The 20,824-nt window shown below is 69.8% G+C and carries 19 protein-coding genes; 10 read left to right on the top strand and 9 right to left on the bottom strand.

The genetic code is table 11. The features are described from left to right. The first annotated feature begins 110 nt into the window (after positions 1–110). Positions 111–695 (top strand): DinB family protein, encoded by a 585-nt coding sequence (locus tag TNCT6_RS21485; RefSeq protein WP_141361136.1) that lies wholly within the window; start codon positions 111–113, stop codon positions 693–695. Positions 696–728: 33 nt separating this feature from the next. Beyond that, positions 729–1,100 (top strand): transposase, encoded by a 372-nt coding sequence (locus TNCT6_RS21480; protein WP_216372792.1) that lies wholly within the window; start codon positions 729–731, stop codon positions 1,098–1,100. Between the two features lie 204 nt (positions 1,101–1,304). Here TNCT6_RS21480 and TNCT6_RS21475 read toward each other — a convergent pair whose 3' ends face one another. From TNCT6_RS21475 to ppdK, 4 genes are all read right to left on the bottom strand, one after another. Beyond that, positions 1,305–1,673, bottom strand: coding sequence for a DoxX family protein (locus TNCT6_RS21475; RefSeq protein WP_141361134.1), 369 nt, complete (start codon positions 1,671–1,673; stop codon positions 1,305–1,307). Continuing rightward, the gene (locus TNCT6_RS21470; protein WP_141361132.1) at positions 1,670–2,266 is read right to left on the bottom strand and encodes a TetR/AcrR family transcriptional regulator; all 597 of its coding nucleotides are present in this window, start codon (positions 2,264–2,266) and stop codon (positions 1,670–1,672) included. Before TNCT6_RS21470 ends, TNCT6_RS21475 begins: the two co-directional genes overlap by 4 nt. A 268-nt stretch (positions 2,267–2,534) precedes the next feature. Further along, on the bottom strand, positions 2,535–2,837 hold the full coding sequence (locus TNCT6_RS21465; protein WP_141361130.1) for a hypothetical protein: 303 nt from the start codon (positions 2,835–2,837) through the stop codon (positions 2,535–2,537). Positions 2,838–3,017: 180 nt separating this feature from the next. Then, positions 3,018–5,765 carry a pyruvate, phosphate dikinase gene (ppdK, locus tag TNCT6_RS21460; protein ID WP_141361128.1) on the bottom strand — a complete coding sequence of 916 codons (2,748 nt, stop codon included), beginning with the start codon at positions 5,763–5,765 and terminating at the stop codon, positions 3,018–3,020. An 874-nt stretch (positions 5,766–6,639) separates the two neighbouring features. Between ppdK and TNCT6_RS21450 the strand changes: the two genes are divergently transcribed. Continuing rightward, positions 6,640–8,676: a CDP-alcohol phosphatidyltransferase gene (locus TNCT6_RS21450; protein WP_253266186.1), complete on the top strand. Its 2,037-nt coding sequence runs from the start codon at positions 6,640–6,642 to the stop codon at positions 8,674–8,676. A gap of 75 nt (positions 8,677–8,751) precedes the next feature. Here the strand turns inward: TNCT6_RS21450 and dusB are convergent, their stop codons facing one another. Beyond that, positions 8,752–9,894, bottom strand: a complete 1,143-nt coding sequence (gene dusB / locus TNCT6_RS21445) for a tRNA dihydrouridine synthase DusB (RefSeq protein ID WP_141361126.1) — start codon at positions 9,892–9,894, stop codon at positions 8,752–8,754. Between the two features lie 81 nt (positions 9,895–9,975). Between dusB and TNCT6_RS21440 the strand changes: the two genes are divergently transcribed. Together TNCT6_RS21440 and TNCT6_RS21435 are read left to right on the top strand one after the other, a co-directional pair. Next, a complete protein-coding gene (locus TNCT6_RS21440; protein WP_141361124.1) occupies positions 9,976–11,421 on the top strand; it encodes an MFS transporter in 1,446 nt (481 codons plus the stop codon). Between the two features lie 318 nt (positions 11,422–11,739). Continuing rightward, positions 11,740–12,162 carry a hypothetical protein gene (locus TNCT6_RS21435; protein ID WP_141361123.1) on the top strand — a complete coding sequence of 141 codons (423 nt, stop codon included), beginning with the start codon at positions 11,740–11,742 and terminating at the stop codon, positions 12,160–12,162. 16 nt (positions 12,163–12,178) lie between these two features. On the opposite strand, the gene TNCT6_RS21430 is transcribed toward TNCT6_RS21435, so the two are convergent. After that, positions 12,179–12,769 carry a TetR family transcriptional regulator gene (locus TNCT6_RS21430; protein WP_141361121.1) on the bottom strand — a complete coding sequence of 197 codons (591 nt, stop codon included), beginning with the start codon at positions 12,767–12,769 and terminating at the stop codon, positions 12,179–12,181. A 26-nt stretch (positions 12,770–12,795) separates the two neighbouring features. Next, entirely contained in the window at positions 12,796–13,812 is a 1,017-nt protein-coding gene (locus TNCT6_RS21425; RefSeq protein ID WP_141361119.1) for an aldo/keto reductase, read from the bottom strand. Positions 13,813–14,033: 221 nt separating this feature from the next. On the opposite strand from TNCT6_RS21425, the gene TNCT6_RS21420 reads away from it, so the two are divergent. Then, a complete protein-coding gene (locus TNCT6_RS21420) occupies positions 14,034–15,086 on the top strand; it encodes a chitinase (RefSeq protein ID WP_141361117.1) in 1,053 nt (350 codons plus the stop codon). Positions 15,087–15,163: 77 nt separating this feature from the next. On the opposite strand, the gene TNCT6_RS21415 is transcribed toward TNCT6_RS21420, so the two are convergent. After that, positions 15,164–16,546: a glycine--tRNA ligase gene (locus tag TNCT6_RS21415; RefSeq protein ID WP_141361115.1), complete on the bottom strand. Its 1,383-nt coding sequence runs from the start codon at positions 16,544–16,546 to the stop codon at positions 15,164–15,166. 173 nt (positions 16,547–16,719) lie between these two features. Between TNCT6_RS21415 and TNCT6_RS21410 the strand changes: the two genes are divergently transcribed. The 4 genes from TNCT6_RS21410 to TNCT6_RS21395 are packed head-to-tail and all read left to right on the top strand — an operon-like array spanning position 16,720 to position 19,853. Beyond that, the gene (locus TNCT6_RS21410; protein ID WP_141361113.1) at positions 16,720–17,679 is read left to right on the top strand and encodes a metal ABC transporter substrate-binding protein; all 960 of its coding nucleotides are present in this window, start codon (positions 16,720–16,722) and stop codon (positions 17,677–17,679) included. A gap of 17 nt (positions 17,680–17,696) precedes the next feature. Then, positions 17,697–18,482 (top strand): metal ABC transporter ATP-binding protein, encoded by a 786-nt coding sequence (locus TNCT6_RS21405; RefSeq protein WP_141361111.1) that lies wholly within the window; start codon positions 17,697–17,699, stop codon positions 18,480–18,482. After that, positions 18,482–19,384, top strand: a complete 903-nt coding sequence (locus TNCT6_RS21400) for a metal ABC transporter permease (protein ID WP_141361109.1) — start codon at positions 18,482–18,484, stop codon at positions 19,382–19,384. The genes TNCT6_RS21405 and TNCT6_RS21400 overlap by 1 nt, the downstream gene beginning before the upstream one ends. Positions 19,385–19,442: 58 nt before the next feature. Continuing rightward, positions 19,443–19,853, top strand: a complete 411-nt coding sequence (locus TNCT6_RS21395; RefSeq protein ID WP_141361107.1) for a Fur family transcriptional regulator — start codon at positions 19,443–19,445, stop codon at positions 19,851–19,853. Between the two features lie 135 nt (positions 19,854–19,988). Here the strand turns inward: TNCT6_RS21395 and TNCT6_RS21390 are convergent, their stop codons facing one another. Continuing rightward, positions 19,989–20,822: an isoprenyl transferase gene (locus tag TNCT6_RS21390; protein WP_141361105.1), complete on the bottom strand. Its 834-nt coding sequence runs from the start codon at positions 20,820–20,822 to the stop codon at positions 19,989–19,991. Positions 20,823–20,824: the final 2 nt, after the last annotated feature.

The following is a 20,824-nucleotide window of genomic DNA, read 5'->3' as shown; positions in this document are numbered from 1 at the left end:
CTTGTAGCAGGTCAGGGCGGCGGCCATGGCCAGGCCTCGGCTCTGCCAGTCGTTGCGGACCATGTACGGGATCTTGAGACCACGAGCAGCCCATGGCAGGCTCGTGCCGCATGATCGCTGAATTCGCGAAAGGCAACCTGCACGGGAGACTGCGGCGGGACCGCAAGGCGCTGCTCTGGAAACTCGACGGCTTGTCCGAATACGACGCCCGCCGGCCTTTGACAGCGACCGGGACCAACCTCCTCGGCCTGGTCAAACACGTGGCCAGCGTCGAGGCCAGGTACTTCGGCGAGGTCTTCGACCGCCCTTCCCCGGAACCGCTGCCCCGGTGGCAGGACTCCAACGGCAGCGATCTGTGGGCGACCGAGGACGAGACCCGCGATCAGATCATCGGGTTCTACCAGCGCACGTGGGAACACTCGGACGCGACGATCAACGAGCTTCCCCTCGACGCCCCCGGCCACGTGCCGTGGTGGCCGGAGCCTTATGCCGACACGAACCTGTTCGCCGTCATGGTCCATGTCCTCGGCGAGTCCATCCGGCATGCCGGGCACGCCGATATCCTGCGCGAGGGGCTCGACGGCCGGACCGGGTTGCGCGCCGAACACGAGAAGCAGATCGACGAGGAAGCCCGTGCGGCCTACTGCGCGAAGATCGAGCAGGCCGCCAGGTCGGCCGCACCAATCAAGGCTTAGAGGTTGTCTCACGTGACTTGATGTTCGTGCGGCATGATGCCGGTCGTGGGTGCTGATCTATCGAAGCGTCTGGTTCCTGATGAACTCTGGGAGCTGGCCGCCCCGTTGCTGCCGTCGTTCGCTGCTCGTCCGCAAGGTGGTGGGACCGCTCCGTGTGACGAGCGGGCCGTGTTCACGGCAGTGGTGTACATGCTGACCAGTGGCTGTGCCTGGCGGCATCTGCCGCCGACGTTCGGCACGTCGCCCGCCACCGCGCATCGCCGCTTCACGGTATGGACCGAGGCCGGCCTGTGGCGTCGGCTGCACCGGGCGGTGCTGGACGAACTCGGGGCCCGGGGCGAGGTGGACTGGACCTCGGCGATCGTCGACGCGGCCTCCGTTCGCGCCCAAAGGGGGGATCGCTGACCGGGCCGAACCCGGTCGATCGCGGCAAGCCGCGTCCTCGTACGGCGAGATCGCGCTTACCGCACATCCGACATAAAGCCCACTCGCTGCCCCGAGTCGCCCCCATGTGTTCGAGTGTGAACAGATGCGCAAAACCTTGACTATGTCCTGGCCGAGGTCGTCGCCGACCTGAAGGCGACCTCCTGGATCCGCGAGGGCCGCCCGTTACAGCCGCACGAAGCTCACCATGAGCACAGCCAGGGACAGCAGTAGCATGCCCAGGCAGTTGACCCAGAACGCGGAGTTCAAGGCTCGCGCGCGAATGTGGGATGCGGCGGCCGCCAGGAAGTAGACAACGATCGCAGCAGTGGTCGCCATGGCGACGCCGGGCACCCAGAGCCCGACGATGAGCCCCACTACGGAGGCCGCCTTGAGGGTGATCAGCGCCCACCACCAGTCGCGCGGGAACCGTACGCCGTCCAGGCAGTCGACGATGAATCTCGGTGGACGGAGCATCATCGCGGCGTCGCCCGCCTGTATCCCGAGCAGGATCAGGATTGGCCAGGCGGGAGACGGGAGTTCAGAGAGGGTCATCGGTCATCCTCTTCGTATGCGGTGACGAATTCGGCGGTGCGCCGGATCCCGGTTGCCGTCTGCTGCCGGTCGGTGGATCCCGCGGCAAGCAGCATCAGCTCCCCCAGGTAGCTGGTGAACATCACCTGCGCACCGTGCCGGGCGCGGGGGTTGGGTATTCCCGCCTTCACCATCGCGGCGGTGAGATTGTCCTCGGTCAGCGTGCGCAGCGCGCCGAGGGCCGCGTTCTCGGGTTGACCTCGGGCCAGGGTCCGGAAGTACGAGCGCGCGAGTTCGTCGTTCTCGGCGAACAAATCGAGGAACGGGTCGAAGTAATGGGCCAGGTAGTCGACTGCGGAGACTGCGGACTCCGCCGCCGGTGGCGCGGGGATGCGGGCGGCGATGGCTTGGTCGTAGACAAGGCTCAACAGAGACTCCTTGTCCCCCACTGCCATGACGGCACCCACGGAAACACCCGCCTCCGCCGCGATCTGCCGCACCGTTGTGCCCTGGAAGCCACGCTCCTGGAAGAGTCTTTCGGCGGCTTCGATGATGTGGGTGGTGGTCCGCCGTTTTCGTTCGGCGCGAGTTGCCTGAACGCGTTCAGTGAACATGTTCAGAAGGTAGTCGGCGCGGCTGCACCGAGGCAATAGTGTCGGTCTGCACGGTTTCAGAACTCGGCACGCCGGGCCGGGGAGGGCACGGGGACACGCACGCGGAGTGACACCACAGGGCGATGCCGACGTCCTGAATCTGAACAGGGCTCAATGTCTCGCAGGACGACGAGCGTGGGCAGCGCGCGGTACATGCCAGGCAGGCGTCTCCTCGATCAAGACGACGCTGATCGTGTGGATGCGCGTGGCGCAGGCCCAGTCCTGCCCATCACGGGTGCAGTGGAGGCAGCTTCCGGCCGCCGCGGCCGTTTCGGAAGATGTCGCGGTCGCGCACCACCAGAATGAAGCCAGTAATGCTGAATGCTGCACAACAGGCAGCCAGGATGAAGCCGAGGGGCTGGCGGCTTCCGGCCAAGGAGCCGGCTGCGTGAAACAACTGCCCCAGTCCGATCGCTAAGGCGCCCCAGCCCGCACGGGTGCCCGCGCGCCGGTGGTGCTGCCGCCCGACGAACCACACGCCAAACGCCATGCAGATGACACTACCGACGCTGATGATCACCGCATCGAACATCCTCACCTCCGCGGGAAGCGTACCGATCGCGGGGCGACGAGGACCCGATGAGATGACGGCAACGATGCATGGAGGGGGCGGCATCCCCGCACGGGATGCCGCCCCTCTTCTTTCGCGGACCGGAGTCCTCGTCGTAATCGGTAGTGAGGGTCGGGGACCACGACGAGGACTCCGGGGTCTTTACCGGTGGTCGCTGCCCTCCGCCTCGACCGAGGCCCGGCCGGCCTCCAGGCGTGCCACCGGGATGCGGAAGGGGGAGCAGGAGACGTAGTCCAGGCCCACCTCGTGGAAGAAGTGGACGGACTCGGGGTCGCCGCCGTGCTCGCCGCAGACGCCGAGCTTGAGGCCCGGGCGGGTGGCCCGGCCGGCCTGGACGGCGGACTTCACCAGGGAGCCGACACCGTCCTTGTCGATGGTCTCGAACGGCGACACCCCGAAGATGCCCTTCTCCAGGTAGGCGGTGAAGAACGACGCCTCGACGTCGTCGCGGCTGAAGCCCCACACCGTCTGGGTCAGGTCGTTCGTGCCGAAGGAGAAGAACTCCGCCGCCTCGGCGATCTGGCCCGCGGTCAGCGCGGCGCGCGGCAGCTCGATCATCGTGCCGATCGCCAGCTTGAGCTGCGTGCCGGTCGCCGCCTCGACCTCGGCGATGACCTGGTCGGCCTCCTCGCGGACGATCTCCAGCTCCTGGACGGTGCCGACCAGCGGGATCATGATCTCGGCGCGCGGGTCCCCCTTGGCGGCCCTGCGCTCGGCGGCCGCCTCGGCGATGGCGCGCACCTGCATGGTGAACAGGCCGGGGACGACCAGTCCGAGGCGTACGCCGCGCAGTCCGAGCATCGGGTTCTGCTCGTGCAGGCGGTGCACGGCCTGGAGCAGGCGCAGCTCGTTCTCGTGCGGCTCCTGGCGGGACTCCGCGAGGGCCACGCGCACCGACAGCTCGGTGATGTCGGGCAGGAACTCGTGCAGCGGCGGGTCGAGCAGGCGGACCGTGACCGGCAGGCCGTCCATGGCCTCGAACAGCTCCACGAAGTCCTTCTTCTGGAGCGGCAGGAGCTGCTTGAGGGACTCCTCGCGCTCGGCCTGGGTGTCGGCCAGGATCAGCCGCTCCACCAGCTCGCGGCGGTCGCCGAGGAACATGTGCTCGGTACGGCACAGGCCGATGCCCTGGGCGCCGAAGCGGCGGGCGCGCAGCGCGTCCTCGGCGTTGTCGGCGTTGGCGCGCACCCGCAGGCGGCGCTTGCGGTCGGCGAAGGCCATCATCCGGTGGACGGCCTCGACGAGTTCGTCCGCGTCGTCGGCGCCCGGGTGCATCCGGCCCTCGAAGTACTCGACGACCGGGGACGGGACGACCGGGACCTCGCCCAGGTACACCTTGCCCGAGGAGCCGTCGATGGAGATCACGTCGCCCTCCTCGACGACGTGCCCGCCGGGGACGGTCATCCGGCGGCGCTTGGTGTCGACCTCCAGGTCCTCCGCGCCGCAGACGCACGTCTTGCCCATGCCACGGGCGACCACGGCCGCGTGGGAGGTCTTGCCGCCGCGGGAGGTCAGGATGCCCTCGGCCGCGATCATGCCGTCCAGGTCGTCGGGGTTGGTCTCCCGGCGGACCAGGATGACCTTCTCGCCCGAGCGGGACCACTTGACGGCGGTGTACGAGTCGAAGACCGCCTTGCCGACCGCCGCGCCCGGGGACGCGGCGATGCCTCGGGCGACCTGCTCGACCTTGGCCTGCTCGTCGAACCGCGGGAACATCAGCTGCGCGAGCTGGGCCCCGGTGACCCGCTTCAGGGCCTCGGCCTCGTCGATCAGGCCCTGGTCGACGAGCTGGGTGGCGATGCGGAACGCGGCGCCGGCGGTCCGCTTGCCGACCCGGGTCTGCAGCATCCACAGCTGGCCGCGCTCGATGGTGAACTCGATGTCGCAGAGATCCTTGTAGTGGTTCTCCAGCGTCTCCATGATCTGCATCAGCCGGTCGTACGACTTGCCGTCGATCCGCTCCAGCTCTGCCAGCGGGACGGTGTTGCGGATGCCCGCGACCACGTCCTCGCCCTGCGCGTTCTGAAGGTAGTCGCCGTAGACGCCCTGCTGGCCGGAGGCGGGGTCGCGGGTGAAGGCGACGCCGGTGCCGGAGTCGGGGCCGAGGTTGCCGAACACCATCGAGCAGATGTTGACGGCCGTGCCGAGGTCGTGCGGGATGCGCTCCTGACGGCGGTAGAGCTTGGCGCGCTCGCCGTTCCAGGAGTCGAAGACCGCCTTGATGGCGAGGTCCATCTGCTCGCGCGGGTCCTGCGGGAAGTCCCGGCCGGCCTCCTTCTTGACGATCTTCTTGAAGGTGGTGACCAGCTTCTTCAGGTCGGCGGCCTCGAGCTCGGTGTCGACGGTGACCTTCTTGGTCTCCTTGGCCTTGTCGAGGGCGTCCTCGAACAGCTCGCCGTCGACGCCGAGGACGGTCTTGCCGAACATCTGGATGAGGCGGCGGTAGGAGTCCCAGGCGAACCGGTCGTCGCCCGCCTGCTTGGCCAGGCCCTGGACGGACTTGTCGGACAGGCCGATGTTCAGGACGGTGTCCATCATGCCGGGCATGGAGAACTTCGCGCCGGAGCGGACGGAGACCAGCAGGGGGTCGTCGGGCTGGCCGAGCTTCTTGCCCATCTTCTGCTCGAGCGCGTCGAGGTGCGCGCTCACCTCGTCACGGAGTGCCGCGGGCTCCTCGCCGCTGTCGAGGTAGACCTTGCAGGCCTCGGTGGTGATCGTGAAGCCCGGTGGGACCGGAAGGCCCAGGTTTGTCATCTCGGCCAGGTTCGCGCCCTTGCCGCCGAGGAGGTCCTTGAGGTCCTTGTTGCCCTCGGTGAAGTCGTAGACGAACTTCACGCCCTCAACACTGTTGCCGCGATCGGCTACCTGGAGATCTTTGTTTTCCGACACGGGTCTCGACTCCTCGAGGACGCGGTGGCTGCCCTGACGGCGAGGAACATACCCAGATCAAAGGCCGATGGGTACGTCCACTTGTGGGTCATGCGCCCGTAACCAGTCGTCCGCCAGCGGATTGAAAGTCAAGGCTTGGCAAGCCGTCGGGTGCAGATGTTTTCACTTCTTGAACGAATCGACGCCCGTAGACGCGCCCAGTCGCTCAAACGAGCGGCCCTCAGCACGTCTGTTTTCGATCGATGAACGATCAAGGTCTGGCACTGAGTGCCACACCTTGGAGAAGTGCAGCCGCTCATGATCCGCTCATCTGAGCGCAACCCTTATCAAGGGTGGCGAGAATCACGCTGCCACAGGCGCTCGGATTTCACCATGCGGACGGCTCCCGGCCCCTCGGTCGGGGCTCCGTTTGCCGGGTGTTTGCCCGGCACCGGTGAACACGGGTGAGGGCCCGGCCGTACGGGAGTGCGGTGGGCCCCAGCGTGGCCCACCTCCTCAGCGACGCCGCGCACGGAAGGACCTTCGGGTGCCTCAGCACACGGATACACGCCAGTCATCGGGTGCACCATCGGACTCGGCCGGAGAACCGGCGTCGCGCGGGGGCGGGACCGAGGCGGCCGCTCTGCACCCGGCGGAGGCGGGGGCGGGCGCCGAGGCGGGGGGCGCGCAGGCGGACGCGGGCACTGAGACGGGCACGGAGGCGGAGGCCGGCGCCGAATCGTGGGTGGACGCCCGCGTCGAGCCGGGGTCCGAGGCACCCACTGCCGCACCGGCCCGGACCGCCGGGTCCCTCCCCGTCCCCGCCGCGCGCAAGCCCGGGGAAACGAAAACCACCTCCCGCGCCGGGGACACGCCCGCCCCGACCACTCCCGCGGTGGACGACGCCCCGCAGGCGGTGGCGGCGACGGCCGAGGGCACCTCCGGCGGCACCGGGACTCCCGGGGACGACGAATCCCCAGCGGCATCCGGGACCGACGAACCCGCCCCGGCCGCCATGTCCGCGCAGGCCCGCGAATCCGCCCGGACCACCAAGACCCCCGAGCCCACCCAGGCCGCCGGACCGGCCCAGCGCGCCGAACCCGCCGAACCCGCCGAGCCGACCCACGCCACCGAACCCGCCGAGGCCTCCACATCCGGCGCACCCTCGGCAGGGGCCTCCGCATCCGGCGCACCCCCGGCAGGGGCCCCCGCCTCTCCGTCCCTCCCCCTCCGTGTCCTGCGGGCGATACGACCCCGGGCCGTTCGCCAGGTCTGGCGTGGCTGGAAGGAGGCGCATCCCGTGGCCGCGAGAAGGGTGTCCCACGGGGGCACCCTTCTCGCGTTCCTGCTCGTCGCCGTCGCGCTTCTGCTGCCGAACAAGGAGGCGCAGTTCCAGGTCGCGGCGTTCACGCGGCTGCCGGTGGAGGGGCTGCTCCTGGCGGCCGTGCTGCTGGTGCTGCCGCGCCGGCCGCGGGTGGCCGTGGCGGTGCTCGGCGGGCTGGGGCTCGGCGGGCTGACCGTGCTGAACCTGACGGACATCGAGTTCAACCAGTACCTGGGCCGCAGCTTCAACGTGGTCCTCGACTGGGAGCTGCTGGACGACGCCCAGTCGTACCTCGCGGACACCCTCGGCAGAACGACGGCCCTGCTCGCCGCCGTCGGGGTCGGCCTCCTCGTACTGGCGGTGCTCGCCGTGATGGCCCTCGCGGTCGTGCGCGTCGGCGACTTCCTGGGCCGCGACAAGGCCCGCTCGACGCGCGGACTGCTGCTCGCCAGCGTGGTGTGGATGACGTGCTCGGCTCTGGGCGTCCAGGTATCCGGCGTCCCGGTGGCCGCCGAGCACACGGTCGTCATGGTCAAGTACCACGAGGAGGCGCTGCGCTCCACGATCCGGGACGAGCGGGAGTTCGCGAGGACGGCGGAGGCCGACCCGTTCCGCGACACCCCCGGCAGCGAGCTGGTGCCGGACCTGCGCGGGAAGGACATGATCTTCACGTTCATCGAGAGCTACGGCCGCACCGCGATCGAGGACCCGATCACCGCGCCGGGCGTCAGCAAGACCCTCGACGCCAGTACGCGGGCCCTGGCCGAGGCGGGCTTCCACGCCAGGAGCGGCTGGCTGACGTCGGCGACGTACGGCGGCGGCAGCTGGCTCGGCCACTCCACGTTCATGTCGGGCCTGTGGGTCGACAACCAGAACCGCTACCGCACGGTGACCTCCGGCGACCACCTCACCCTGACCGAGGCGTTCAGGAAGTCCGGGGCCTGGGACACGGTCGGCGTCATGCCGGGCGTGCAGAAGGGCTGGCCGGAGGCGAAGTGGTACGGCCTGGACAAGGTCTACAACGCCTTCGGGATGGGTTACGAGGGGCCGAAGTTCAGCTGGTCGACCATGCCCGACCAGTACGCGCTGGAGGCCTTCCAGCGTCTGGAGCACGGCAGGAAGCGCGACAAGCCGCTGACCTCGTTCGTCATCCTGACCTCCAGCCACCAGCCCTGGGCGCCGGTGCCGGAGATGGTCGGCTGGGACCAGCTCGGTGACGGCTCGGTCTTCAAGGGCATCGAGGCGGCAGGCACCAGGCCGGCGGACATCCTCACCAGTTCCACCCGCTCCCGCGAGGAGTACGGCAAGTCGATCGAGTACTCGGTGACCGCCCTGACCCAGTGGATGGAGCGCTACGGCAAGGACGACACCGTGCTCGTGGTCCTCGGCGACCACCAGCCCAACGCCCGGGTCAGCGGCGACCACGCCAGCCGTGACGTGCCCTGCGCGATCCTCGCCAAGGACCCCGAGGTCCTGGACAAGATCGACGACTGGGGCTGGACCGAGGGCCTGCGCCCCGACCACGAAGCGCCGGTGTGGAAGATGAGCGCCTTCCGCGACCGCTTCCTGACGGCGTACGGCTCCACCCCGCACCCGTCGAAGGGCTGACGGCGGGCGGCGCGGGCTGGGCTCGGTCCTGGTGCCCCAACGGCGACGTTCGCACCGTCGCGGCTGTCGAGACCGTCAGCCGCCGGAGGTGTCCAGTTCGGCGTCCTCGCCGACGCCCGCGCAGTCGTAGGGGTCCTTCAGCCAGCCGTCCGGCAGTACCACCCGGTTGTTGCCGGAGGTGCGGCCGCGGGGCCCGTCGGCGCCGGCGGGCCAGGGCTGGTCGAGGTCCAGCTCGTCCAGGCCGGCGCGCAGCTCCTCCAGCGAGGAGGTGACCGCGAGCCGCCTGCGCATCTCGGAGCCGACCGCGAAGCCCTTCAGGTACCAGGCGACGTGCTTGCGGAAGTCGACGACACCGCGCGACTCGTCGCCGATCCACTCGCCGAGCAGCGTGGCGTGCCGGACCATGACGTCCGCGACCTCGCGCAGGGACGGGCGGGCCAGGTCCTGGACCCGCCCCTCGAACGCCGCCACCAGGTCGGCGAACAGCCACGGCCGGCCCAGGCAGCCGCGGCCCACGACCACACCGTCGCAGCCGGTCTCCCGCACCATCCGCAGCGCGTCCTCGGCCGACCAGATGTCGCCGTTGCCGAGCACCGGGATCTCGGGCACGTGCTCCTTGAGGCGCGCGATGGCGTCCCAGTCCGCCGTGCCGCCGTAGTGCTGGGCGGCCGTGCGTCCGTGCAGCGCGATCGCCGTCACGCCCTCCTCGACCGCGATCCTTCCGGCGTCGAGGTAGGTGATGTGGTCGGCGTCGATGCCCTTGCGCATCTTCATCGTGACCGGCAGGTCGCCGGCCCCACTGACTGCCTCACGCAGGATCGCCCGCAGCAGGTTGCGCTTGTAGGGGAGGGCCGAGCCGCCGCCCTTGCGGGTCACCTTGGGCACCGGGCAGCCGAAGTTGAGGTCGATGTGGTCGGCGAGGTCCTCCTCCGCGATCATGCGGACGGCCTTGCCGACCGTGGCGGGGTCCACGCCGTACAGCTGGATGGAGCGCGGGCGCTCGCTCGCGTCGAACCTGATGAGCTGCATGGTCTTGTCGTTGCGCTCGACCAGCGCCCGGGTCGTGATCATCTCGCTGACGTACAGGCCCTTGCCCTGGCTGAACTCCCGGCACAGGGTGCGGAAGGGCGCGTTGGTGATACCGGCCATGGGGGCCAGCACCACGGGCGGCCGGACGGTGTGCGGGCCGATCTGGAGGGGGGACTCGGGCTTGGGCATTCCCTCATTGTCGCGTATCGGCACAGATCATGTATCAATCATTAGTTAACCGCACTATTGAAATCCCGTACCATGGAACGCATGCCCGAGCTCAGCCACCGACGACGGCTCCTGGTTCTCGCGATCTGCTGCATGAGCCTGCTGATCGTGAGCCTCGACAACACCGTTCTGAACGTCGCTCTGCCCTCGATGCAACGCGAGCTGCACGCGAGTACCTCCGGCCTTCAGTGGACGATCGACGCGTACACGCTGGTGCTCGCCGCGCTGCTGATGCTCGCCGGTTCCACCGCCGACCGGATCGGCCGCAAACGCGTGTTCATGGCGGGTCTGGTCGTCTTCGGCATCGGCTCCCTGCTGTGCTCCCTCGCCCCCGACCTGGAACTGCTCGTCGTGTTCCGCATGGTGCAGGCGGTCGGCGGCTCGATGCTCAACCCTGTCGCCATGTCGATCATCACCAACACCTTCACCGACCCGCGCGAGCGCGCCCGCGCCATCGGGGCCTGGGGCGCGGTGGTCGGCATATCCATGGCCGCCGGCCCGCTCGTCGGCGGCCTGCTGGTGGAGTCGGTCGGCTGGCGCTCGATCTTCTGGGTCAACCTGCCGGTGGCCCTGGCCGCACTGGTGCTCACCGCGCGCTTCGTCCCCGAGTCCCGCGCCCCGAAGGCCCGACGGCCCGACCCGGTCGGCCAGATCCTGGTCATCGCCCTGTTCGGCGCCCTGACGTACGCGATCATCGAGGCCCCGGTCTCCGGCCTCGCCACGGTCCTGCCCTTCGCCGTCGTCGCGTTCGCGGCCCTGCTCGGCCTGCTGTGGTACGAGCCGCGCCGCACCGAACCGCTCATCGACCTGCGCTTCTTCCGCTCGGCACCGTTCAGCGGGGCGACCGTCATCGCGATCAGCGCGTTCGCGGCGCTCGGCGGCTTCCTGTTCCTGTCCACGCTGTACCTGCAGAACGTGCGCGGCCTCGACGCCCTGCACGCCGGCCTGTGGATGCTGCCGATGGCGGCACCGACCTTCCTGTGCGCGCCGCTGTCCGGGCGGCTCGTCGGCACCCGGGGGCCGCGGCTGCCCCTGCTGATCGCCGGAACGGCCATGACGGTGAGTTCGGTGCTGTTCGCCGCGTTCGAGGCCGAGACCTCCGACGTCACGCTCGTCATCGGGTACGTCCTGTTCGGCATCGGCTTCGGCTTCGTCAACGCGCCGATCACCAACACGGCCGTCTCCGGGATGCCGCGCGCGCAGGCCGGGGTCGCCGCCGCGGTCGCCTCCACCAGCCGCCAGCTCGGGCAGACCCTCGGGGTCGCGGTGGTCGGCGCGCTGCTGGCCGCGGGCGTCGGCTCCTCGTCCTACCGGGACGCGTTCGTCCCGGCGGCCCGGTACGGATGGTGGGTGCTGGTGGTGTGCGGCGCCGCGGTGCTGGCACTGGGCGCGGTCACCAGCGGCCGGTGGGCCCGGCGGACCGCCGAGCGCACGGCCGAACGGCTCCACGAGCACGAGGTGCGGCAGGCGGCGGGCGTCGGCGCCTGAGCTCCCCGGACGCGCGAAAGAGAGGCCGGCGGTCGCGCCGAAAAGGGCCCCGGGGACTGCTCACGTATCGCACACGAATGTTTGCGGGGCGTGAGAGCCGGTTTGGAGCGGGGCGCCGCAGGAGAGCTTGGTAAGAAAGAAGTAAGCGCGATCATGGCCGCTGAGCTGCGGATTCTCATCAAAGCGCCGCTCGCTCACAGCCCCGCGTTACTCCTCCCGAGTCGCCGCGCGGGCGATCAGAGGCAAATCTGGATGAGCGCGATGAGCCCCCTGCGGGGCACGCGTGACACAGGGGGGAACCACCAACGGGAGACCACCATGCATCTCACCCTCCGCCGCTGTGCCTGTGGAGTCGCCGCGGGCGCCCTGTCCGCCGCGCTGGTGTCGGCCGGTTCTGCCGGAGCCTTCGCCGCGAGCGACCCGAGCCCGATGGCGACCCGCACACACAGCCCCATGCCGACCAAAAAGGCCGAGGAGATCACGGCCAGGGTCAACCACTCCTCGATCAGGCACGGGGAGAGCGTGACGCTCACCGGGCGCACGGCGAACATGGCGGCCGGCGCCAGGCTGACCGTCCAGCACCTGGACCACGGCAAGTGGACCACGCTGCGAGCGACCACCGTGGTCAGGAAGGGCGACACGTTCACGGTGTCCACGAAGCTCCTGGCCAAGGGCAAGAACGACCTGCGTGTGGTGTCCGGTCCGACGCGCTCCAAGACGATCACCGTCGACGTGACCTGACCCAGGTGACACGGTGCTAACGGGCTCGTAGCCCGCCCAGCACCAGTTCGAGCACCGCCTCGAACTCCTCCTCGACCGCCGGCCGCTTCCACTCCCGGGCATGACCCGGGTCGTGGAAGCGGCCGGTGGCATGAAACAGGGCCCGGGCCGCGACGGCCGGGTCGGCGGCCGTGAAGACACCGGCCGCGACGCCGTCCCGGACGATCCGGGTCAGCTGGCCGGTCAGGTCGGCGATGTGCTCGCCGACCGCCACGCCGTTCTCCCCGGTGAGCACCGAGTACGTGGCGAACAGCTCGGGGTCGTCGCCCGCCTTGCGGCGCTTGGCCTCGAACAGCCCGCGCAGCCAGTCACGCAGCCGCGCCTCCGGGTCACGGTGCTCGGCGGCGATGCCGGCGAGGGCGTCGGACGTACGGTCCAGCCACCGCTTGGTCACCGCCTCGCGCAGCGCCGCCTTGGTACGGAAGTGCCGGTAGACGCTGCCGTGACTGACACCGAGCGCGCGGGCCACGTCCACCACGGTGGCCTTGGCCGGCCCGTGGCGGCGCAGCACCTCCTCGGTCGCCTCGAGGATGCGCTCGGCGGTCAGGGTCTCGGTGGTGGGTGGCATGCCCTAGACCGTACCCGGCGGCCGGGTCAGCCTTCGCTGTCCAGGTGGGCCATCTGCGCCTCGGGGTAGCGCGCGCCCGCGGCCGCGTCCGCCGGGACGGCCTCCTCGATGGCCGCCAGGTCGGCCTCCTCCAGCGTGACGGCCGTGGCGCCCAGTGCCTCCGCCAGCCGCTCCCGGGTGCGGGCGCCGATCAGCGGGACGACGACCGTGTCGTGCAGCGGGCCCCGGGAGAGCACCCAGGCGATGGCGATCTGCGCGACCGTGACGCCTTTGCCCTCGGCGACCTTGCGCAGGGCCTCGACGAGGTCCAGGTTGTGCTGGAGGTTCTCGCCCTGGAAGCGGGGCGAATGGGCCCGGAAGTCGTTCGCCGCGAGCTTCCGGTCGCGGGCGAAGTGCCCGGAGATCAGACCGCGCGAGAGCACCCCGTACGCCGTGATGGCGATGCCGAGTTCGCGGGTGGTGGGCAGGATCCGGTCCTCGACGCCACGGGAGACGAGCGAGTATTCGATCTGGACGTCCGAGATCGGCGCGGTGGCGGCGGCCCGGCGGATCGTGTCGGCTCCGACCTCGCTGAGGCCGATGTGCCGGACGTGTCCCTTCTCGACGAGTTCCGCGATGGCGCCGACGGTCTCCTCGATCGGCACGTCCGGGTCGACCCGGGCGATCCGGTAGACGTCGATGTGGTCGACGCCGAGGCGCTGGAGGGAGTAGGCGGCGAAGTTCTTCACGGCGGCCGGACGGCCGTCGTAGCCGGCCCAGTTGCCGTCCGGATCGCGCAGGGCGCCGAACTTCACGCTGAGCAGGGCCTGTTCGCGGCGGGCCGCGGGGGCGGTACGCAGTGCCTCGCCGACCAGCATCTCGTTGTGGCCCATGGCATAGAAGTCGCCGGTGTCGAGCAGGGTCACGCCCGCTTCGAGAGCGGCGTGCACGGTGGCGATGGACTCGGTCCGGTCCGCCTCGCCGTAGAGCGCGGACATGCCCATGCAGCCGAGGCCGAGGGCGGAGACCTGGGGGCCGGTGGTTCCGAGGTGGCGGGTGTCCATGAGGGAGGGCTCCTTGGGGACTCGGAGTGCGGGTGGGACGGGTACCCCGAAACAGCCTGACATGACAGCTGACAGATATCAATATCTGTCAGCTGTCATCTGTCACGACGAGCGACGCCCAGCGGTCCGCGGATTTGGTCCAGACCTATTGACGAGAGGTCTGGACCACGAGCACTGTCATGCCTACGACACCTCACCGCACCCCCACCGGGAGGCTCCGCATGATCCGCCGCAGACTGCGTCTGCTCGCCGCCGCCCTGGCGACCGCCTGTCTCACCCAGCTCTCCATCGCCCTGGCCCCCACCGCATCCGCCGCCGACACGTGCGCCGTCAAGTCCCGGCCCGCCGGCAAGGTGCTCCAGGGTTACTGGGAGAACTGGGACGGCTCCGCCAACGGTGTCCATCCGCCCTTCGGCTGGACACCGATCACCGACTCGCGCATCGCCGCACACGGTTACAACGTGATCAACGCGGCCTTCCCGGTCATCCGCTCCGACGGAACGGCCCTGTGGGAGGACGGCATGGACGCGGGCGTGAAGGTGGCGACGCCCGCGGAGATGTGCGCGGCCAAGGCGTCCGGGCAGACGATCCTGCTGTCCATCGGCGGCGCGACGGCCGGTATCGACCTCAACTCGACGGCCGTGGCGGACCGGTTCGTCGCGACGATCGTCCCGATCCTGAAGAAGTACAACTTCGACGGCATCGACATCGACATCGAGACGGGCCTGACCGGCAGCGGGAACATCGGCCGGCCGTCCGCGTCCCAGGCCAACCTGATCCGGATCATCGACGGAGTCCTCGCGCAGATGCCGTCGAACTTCGGCCTGACGATGGCCCCGGAGACCGCCTACGTCACCGGCGGCAGCGTCGCCTACGGCTCGATCTGGGGCGCGTACCTGCCGATCATCAAGAAGTACGCCGACAACGGCCGCCTGTGGTGGCTGAACATGCAGTACTACAACGGCAGCATGTACGGCTGCTCCGGCGACTCCTACCAGGCCGGCACCGTGGCCGGCTTCACCGCCCAGACCGACTGCCTCGCCAAGGGCCTGGTGATCCAGGGCACGACGATCAAGGTCCCCTACGACAAGCAGGTCCCGGGCCTGCCCGCCCAGCCCGGCGCGGGCGGCGGGCACATGGCGCCCGCGCTGGTCTCCGAGGCCTGGCGCCACTACGGCACCAGCCTGAAGGGCCTGATGACCTGGTCGATCAACTGGGACGGGTCGAAGAACTGGACCTTCGGCGACAACGTGAAGGCCCTGCAAGGCCGTTGAGCAACGGCGAACGCCGGACGGCCGCCGAGTGAGGTCTCGGCGGCCGTCCGGCGCTGAGGGACTGCCGGGTTACCGGGTCAGCAGCCGACGAGGCGGCCGGCCAGGTAGCCCTCGATCTGGTCGAGGGAGACGCGCTCCTGCTTCATGGTGTCGCGCTCGCGGACGGTGACCGCGTTGTCCTCGAGGGTGTCGAAGTCGACCGTGACGCAGTACGGCGTGCCGATCTCGTCCTGGCGGCGGTAACGGCGGCCGATGGCGCCGGCGTCGTCGAACTCGATGTTCCAGTTCTGGCGCAGGGCCTGGGCCAGGCCCTTGGCCTTGGGCGACAGCTCCGGGTTGCGCGACAGGGGCAGCACCGCGACCTTCACCGGGGCCAGGCGGTGGTCCAGGCGCAGCACCGTGCGCTTCTCCATCTTGCCCTTGGCGTTGGGCGCCTCGTCCTCGACGTAGGCGTCGAGCAGGAAGGCGAGCATCGCCCGGCCGACACCGGCCGCCGGCTCGATGACGTACGGCGTCCAGCGCTCGCCGGCCTCCTGGTCGAAGTAGGAGAGGTCCTGGCCGGAGGACTTGGCGTGGGAGGAGAGGTCGTAGTCGGTGCGGTTGGCGACACCCTCCAGCTCGCCCCACTCGCTGCCGCCGAACTGGAAGCGGTACTCGATGTCGGCGGTGCGCTTGGAGTAGTGGGAGAGCTTCTCCTGCGGGTGCTCGTACCAGCGCATGTTCTCCTCACGGAGACCCAGGCCGGTGTACCAGTTCCAGCGCTGCTCCATCCAGTACTCCTGCCACTTCTCGTCCTCGCCCGGCTTGACGAAGAACTCCATCTCCATCTGCTCGAACTCGCGGGTGCGGAAGATGAAGTTGCCCGGCGTGATCTCGTTGCGGAACGACTTGCCCATCTGGGCGATGCCGAACGGCGGCTTGCGGCGCGAGGTGGTCTGCACCTGGGCGAAGTTGGTGAAGATGCCCTGGGCGGTCTCCGGACGCAGGTAGGCGACGGAGCCGGAGTCCTGAGTGGGGCCGAGGTGGGTGGAGAGCAGGCCCGAGAACTGCTTGGGCTCGGTGAACTGGCCCTTGTTGCCGCAGTTGGGACAGTTGATGTCCGCGAGACCGTTCTCCGGGGCGCGGCCCTTCTTCTCCTCGTAGGCCTCTTCCAGGTGGTCGGCGCGGAACCGCTTGTGGCAGGAGGTGCACTCCGTCAGCGGGTCCGTGAAGGTGGCGACGTGACCGGAGGCGACCCAGACCTCGGGCGCCAGGATCACGGACGAGTCGATGCCGACCACGTCCTCGCGGGACGTCACCATGTAGCGCCACCACTGACGCTTGAGGTTCTCCTTGAGCTCGACACCCAGAGGCCCGTAGTCCCAGGCGGCACGCTGACCGCCGTAGATCTCACTGCAGGGGAATACGAAGCCACGGCGCTTGCTCAGGCTGACGATGGTGTCGATCTTGTCGGCGGCCACGGTGCTCTCTTCATTACGACGACGGGCGACGAAGCGAGACGCTTCACGAGCGAATGCTTCAGGGTACCGGCGGTGGCTCCCCCTCGACCAAATCGGTGCCGGGTAAGGGCCCTTTTCGGGCTTGTCGCGAGCCTTGTTGACAACGGTTTCCATCTTCGTTGAAAATGACTGTCATGAACGTACGACGACGCCTCATATCCGGTTCCACGGCCCTGACGGTCACCGCTCTCGGCCTCGGAGCGCTCTCCGCCTGTTCCTCCGCCGGCGCGGCCGGCGACAGCGGCGGGAAGTACGACGTCGTCGCGTCCTTCTACCCGATGGCCTTCCTCGCCGAGCGGATCGGCGGGAGCCACGTGCACGTCACCAGTCTCACCCAGCCCGGCCAGGAGCCGCACGAGCTGGAGATCAGCGCCCAGCAGACCGTGCAGCTCGAGAAGTCCGACGCGGTGCTCTACCTCAAGGGCCTCCAGCCCAACGTCGACAAGGCCGTCGCCCAGTCCGGGATCGCGACGAAGGTCGACGCCGCGTCCCTGACCACGCTGGAGGAGCACGGCACCGACGTCGGCGGCCACGCCGACGAGCACGACGCCCACCACGACGAGGAGCACGGCGGCAAGGACCCGCACGTCTGGCTCGACCCGGTGCGCTACGCGCAGATCGCCGAGGGCGTCGGCAAGGCCTTCGAGAAGGGCGACCCGGACCACGCGGCCGACTACCGCAAGAACACCGCGGCCCTGGTCAAGGAGCTCGGCGAGCTCAACACCCGGTACGAGACCGGACTGAAGGACGCCAAGAGCAAGGTCTTCATCACCACCCACGCCGCCTTCGGCTACCTCGCCGAGCGCTACGGCCTGACCCAGGAGGCCATCAACGGCCTCGACCCCGAGTCCGAGCCCAGCGCCGCCCGGGTGAAGGACCTCCAGGAGACCGCGAAGTCCGACGGGGTCACGACCGTCTTCTACGAGACGCTGGTCAGCGACAAGACCGCGAAGACCCTCGCCAAGGACGCGCATCTGAAGACCGACGTCCTCGATCCCCTCGAGGGCATCACCGACAAGTCCCGGGGCACCGACTACTTCCAGGTCATGGACGCCAACCTCGAGGCGCTGCAGAAAGCCCTGGGCACCAAGTGAGCGCGACGGAGGGCGTCATGGACGCCGGGAGCGAACCCGCCGAACCCGTCATCTCCCTGCGCGGTGTGCGCGCCGACCTGGGCTCGCGTCCCGTCCTGCGCGGCATCGACCTCACCGTGCGCCGGGGCGAGGTCGTCGCGCTGCTCGGCGCCAACGGCTCCGGCAAGTCGACGGCCGTGCGCAGCGTCATCGGCCAGGTGCCGGTGAGCGCCGGTGAGATCGAACTGTTCGGCACCCCGCACCGCCGCTTCCGCGACTGGGCGCGCGTCGGCTACGTACCGCAGCGCACGACCGCCGCGGGCGGCGTCCCGGCGACCGTCACCGAGATCGTCTCCTCGGGCCGGCTCTCCCGTACCCGCTTCGGGGTCTTCCGCAAGGCCGACCACGCGGCCGTACGGCACGCCCTGGAGCTCGTCGGCATGGCGGACCGCGCGAAGGACTCGGTGGACGCCCTCTCCGGCGGTCAGCACCAGCGCGTGCTGATCGCCCGCGCCCTCGCCGCCGCACCCGAGCTGCTGATCATGGACGAGCCGATGGCGGGCGTCGACCTGGCCAGCCAGGAGGTGCTGGCCCGCACGCTGAAGGAGCAGGTGGCGGCCGGGGCGACGGTGCTGCTCGTGCTGCACGAGCTGGGCCCCCTGGAGCCCCTGATCGACCGGGCGGTGGTGCTGCGCGACGGCTGCGTCCTGCACGACGGGCCGCCCCCGAAGGCCGTGGGCCAGCATGCCCTGCCCGGCCACGACCACGTACACCCCCACGACGCCTCGGGCGCCGATCCGATCCGCACGGGACTGCTGAGCTGATGGACCTGTTGAACTACGCCTTCATGCAGCGGGCCCTGCTCGCCGCCGTCCTGGTCGGCATCACCGCCCCCGCCGTCGGCATCTACCTCGTCCAGCGCCGCCAGGCCCTGATGGGCGACGGCATCGGCCACGTCGCCATGACCGGCGTCGGCCTGGGCTTCCTGCTGTCCACCTCCCCGGTGTGGATGGCGACGGCGGTCTCCGTCCTGGGCGCGGTCCTCATGGAGCTGATCCGCTGGTACGGACGTACCCGCGGCGACATCGCCCTCGCGATGCTCTTCTACGGCGGCATGGCGGGCGGCGTCATGTTCATCAACCTCGCCCCCGGCGGCTCCAACGCGAACCTGACGTCGTACCTGTTCGGCTCGCTCTCCACGGTCTCGCAGTCCGACGTCACCGCGATCTGCCTGCTGGCCGCCTTCGTCGTACTGGTCACCCTGGGCCTGCGCCGCCAGCTGTTCGCGGTCAGCCAGGACGAGGAGTTCGCCCGGGTGACCGGGCTGCCGGTGCGCGCCCTGAACCTGCTGACGGCGGTCACGGCGGCGGTGACGGTGACGGTCGCGATGCGCGTGGTCGGGCTGCTGCTGGTCAGCGCGCTGATGGTGGTCCCGGTGGCCGCGGCCCAGCAGCTCAGCCGCAGCTTCGCCGCGACCTTCGCCATCGCCGTCGCCATCGGGGTGAGCGTGACGATCGGCGGCACGGTCACGTCGTACTACCAGGACGTGCCGCCCGGCGCGACGATCGTGCTGCTCACCATCGCCGCGTTCATCGCGCTCACCGTACTGGCCACGCCGCTGGCCCGGCGACGCGCGCGGGCACTCGCCGCCGCGCGGCCCGCCGGGGACCCCGCGGAGTGCGCGATTCCGGCCACCCGGGCCGCCGGCGACGGGGCCGGCGCCTGACCGCGCACGGCCCGGGCTGGCACAATGGCCCGCAGGCGAGACGTGAGGAGGCCGACCGGTGACCACCGCTGGACCGCCCGTGAAGGGCCGCGCCACCCGGCAGCGTGCCGCTGTCGCGGCGGCCCTCGACGAGGTCGACGAGTTCCGCAGCGCGCAGGAGCTCCACGACATGCTCAAGCACAGGGGCGACTCGGTGGGCCTGACGACGGTCTACCGCACCCTTCAGTCCCTCGCCGACGCGGGCGAGGTCGACGTCCTGCGCACCTCCGACGGCGAGTCGGTCTACCGCCGCTGCTCCACCGGCGAACACCACCACCACCTCGTCTGCCGCGTCTGCGGCAAGGCGGTCGAGGTGGAGGGGCCGATGGTGGAGAAGTGGGCGGAGGCGGTCGCCGCGGAGCACGGCTACGTCAACGTCGCCCACACGGTGGAGATCTTCGGCACCTGCGCGGACTGCTCCGCGGGGTGAGCCTGTTCTGTGCGGGTGGTCCGGGGTGGCCGGCCCTGGAGGGCTGCCACCCCCGGACCCCCGCTTCGGCCTGACGGCCTCGTCCACGATCTCCCCCGAGCTCTACGCGCAGGGGGCACCCCGAGCGGGGCTGATCTACTCGTCGTCGCCCTTCATGGCGAGGAGTTCCTCGTTCGGGATCGCGCCGCCGAAGCGGCGGTCGCGGGAGGCGAACTCGATGCAGGCCCGCCACAGGTCGCGGCGGTCGAAGTCGGGCCACAGGACGTCCTGGAAGACCATCTCCGCGTACGCGCTCTGCCAGAGCAGGTAGTTGGACGTGCGCTGCTCACCGCTCGGGCGCAGGAACAGGTCGACGTCCGGCATGTCCGGGTAGTACAGGTACTTCTGGATGGTCTTCTCGGTGACCTTGGACGGGTCGAGCCGGCCCGCCCTGACGTCCTCCGCGAGCGCCTTGGCCGCGTCCGCGAGTTCGGCCCGGCCGCCGTAGTTCATGCAGAAGTACAGCGTGAGCCGGTCGTTGTCCTTGGTCTGCTCCTGGGCGACCTGGAGCTCCTTGGCGACCGACTTCCACAGCTTGGGCATACGGCCCACCCAGCGCACCCGGATGCCGAGTTCGTCGAGCTGGTCGCGGGTCTTGCGGATGAAGTCGCGGTTGAAGTTCATCAGGAAGCGCACCTCGTCGGGCGAGCGCTTCCAGTTCTCGGTGGAGAAGGCGTACAGGGAGATGTTGCCGACGCCGATCTCGATCGCGCCCTGCAACACGTCCAGCACCCGCTCGGCACCGACCTTGTGCCCCTCGGTGCGGGGCAGCCCGCGCTCCTTGGCCCAGCGCCCGTTCCCGTCCATGACGATCGCCACATGCTCGGGGACCAGCTCTCCGGGGAGCTTCGGCGCGCGGGCGCCGGACGGATGCGGCTCGGGCGCCCTGTACTCCGGGCGCCGGCGCCCCAGGATCCCGCGTACGGCCATGT

It is taken from the genome of Streptomyces sp. 6-11-2 (assembly GCF_006540305.1).
GTDB lineage: Bacteria > Actinomycetota > Actinomycetes > Streptomycetales > Streptomycetaceae > Streptomyces.
This window is presented reverse-complemented; position numbering and strand designations above follow the sequence as displayed.

Bases quoted from the DNA above. Each gene is read 5' to 3' on its own strand.
- dusB (WP_141361126.1), bottom strand. From the start codon at position 9,894: ATGCCCAAGCCCGAGTCCCCCCTCCAGATCGGCCCGCACACCGTCCGG.
- TNCT6_RS21485 (WP_141361136.1), top strand. From the start codon at position 111: ATGATCGCTGAATTCGCGAAAGGCAACCTGCACGGGAGACTGCGGCGG.
- TNCT6_RS21470 (WP_141361132.1), bottom strand. From the start codon at position 2,266: ATGTTCACTGAACGCGTTCAGGCAACTCGCGCCGAACGAAAACGGCGG.
- TNCT6_RS21430 (WP_141361121.1), bottom strand. From the start codon at position 12,769: ATGCCACCCACCACCGAGACCCTGACCGCCGAGCGCATCCTCGAGGCG.
- TNCT6_RS21390 (WP_141361105.1), bottom strand. From the start codon at position 20,822: ATGGCCGTACGCGGGATCCTGGGGCGCCGGCGCCCGGAGTACAGGGCG.
- TNCT6_RS21480 (WP_216372792.1), top strand. From the start codon at position 729: ATGATGCCGGTCGTGGGTGCTGATCTATCGAAGCGTCTGGTTCCTGAT.
- TNCT6_RS21425 (WP_141361119.1), bottom strand. From the start codon at position 13,812: ATGGACACCCGCCACCTCGGAACCACCGGCCCCCAGGTCTCCGCCCTC.
- TNCT6_RS21475 (WP_141361134.1), bottom strand. From the start codon at position 1,673: ATGACCCTCTCTGAACTCCCGTCTCCCGCCTGGCCAATCCTGATCCTG.
- TNCT6_RS21465 (WP_141361130.1), bottom strand. From the start codon at position 2,837: ATGTTCGATGCGGTGATCATCAGCGTCGGTAGTGTCATCTGCATGGCG.
- TNCT6_RS21400 (WP_141361109.1), top strand. From the start codon at position 18,482: ATGGACCTGTTGAACTACGCCTTCATGCAGCGGGCCCTGCTCGCCGCC.
- TNCT6_RS21405 (WP_141361111.1), top strand. From the start codon at position 17,697: ATGGACGCCGGGAGCGAACCCGCCGAACCCGTCATCTCCCTGCGCGGT.
- TNCT6_RS21435 (WP_141361123.1), top strand. From the start codon at position 11,740: ATGCATCTCACCCTCCGCCGCTGTGCCTGTGGAGTCGCCGCGGGCGCC.
- TNCT6_RS21420 (WP_141361117.1), top strand. From the start codon at position 14,034: ATGATCCGCCGCAGACTGCGTCTGCTCGCCGCCGCCCTGGCGACCGCC.
- TNCT6_RS21410 (WP_141361113.1), top strand. From the start codon at position 16,720: ATGAACGTACGACGACGCCTCATATCCGGTTCCACGGCCCTGACGGTC.
- TNCT6_RS21440 (WP_141361124.1), top strand. From the start codon at position 9,976: ATGCCCGAGCTCAGCCACCGACGACGGCTCCTGGTTCTCGCGATCTGC.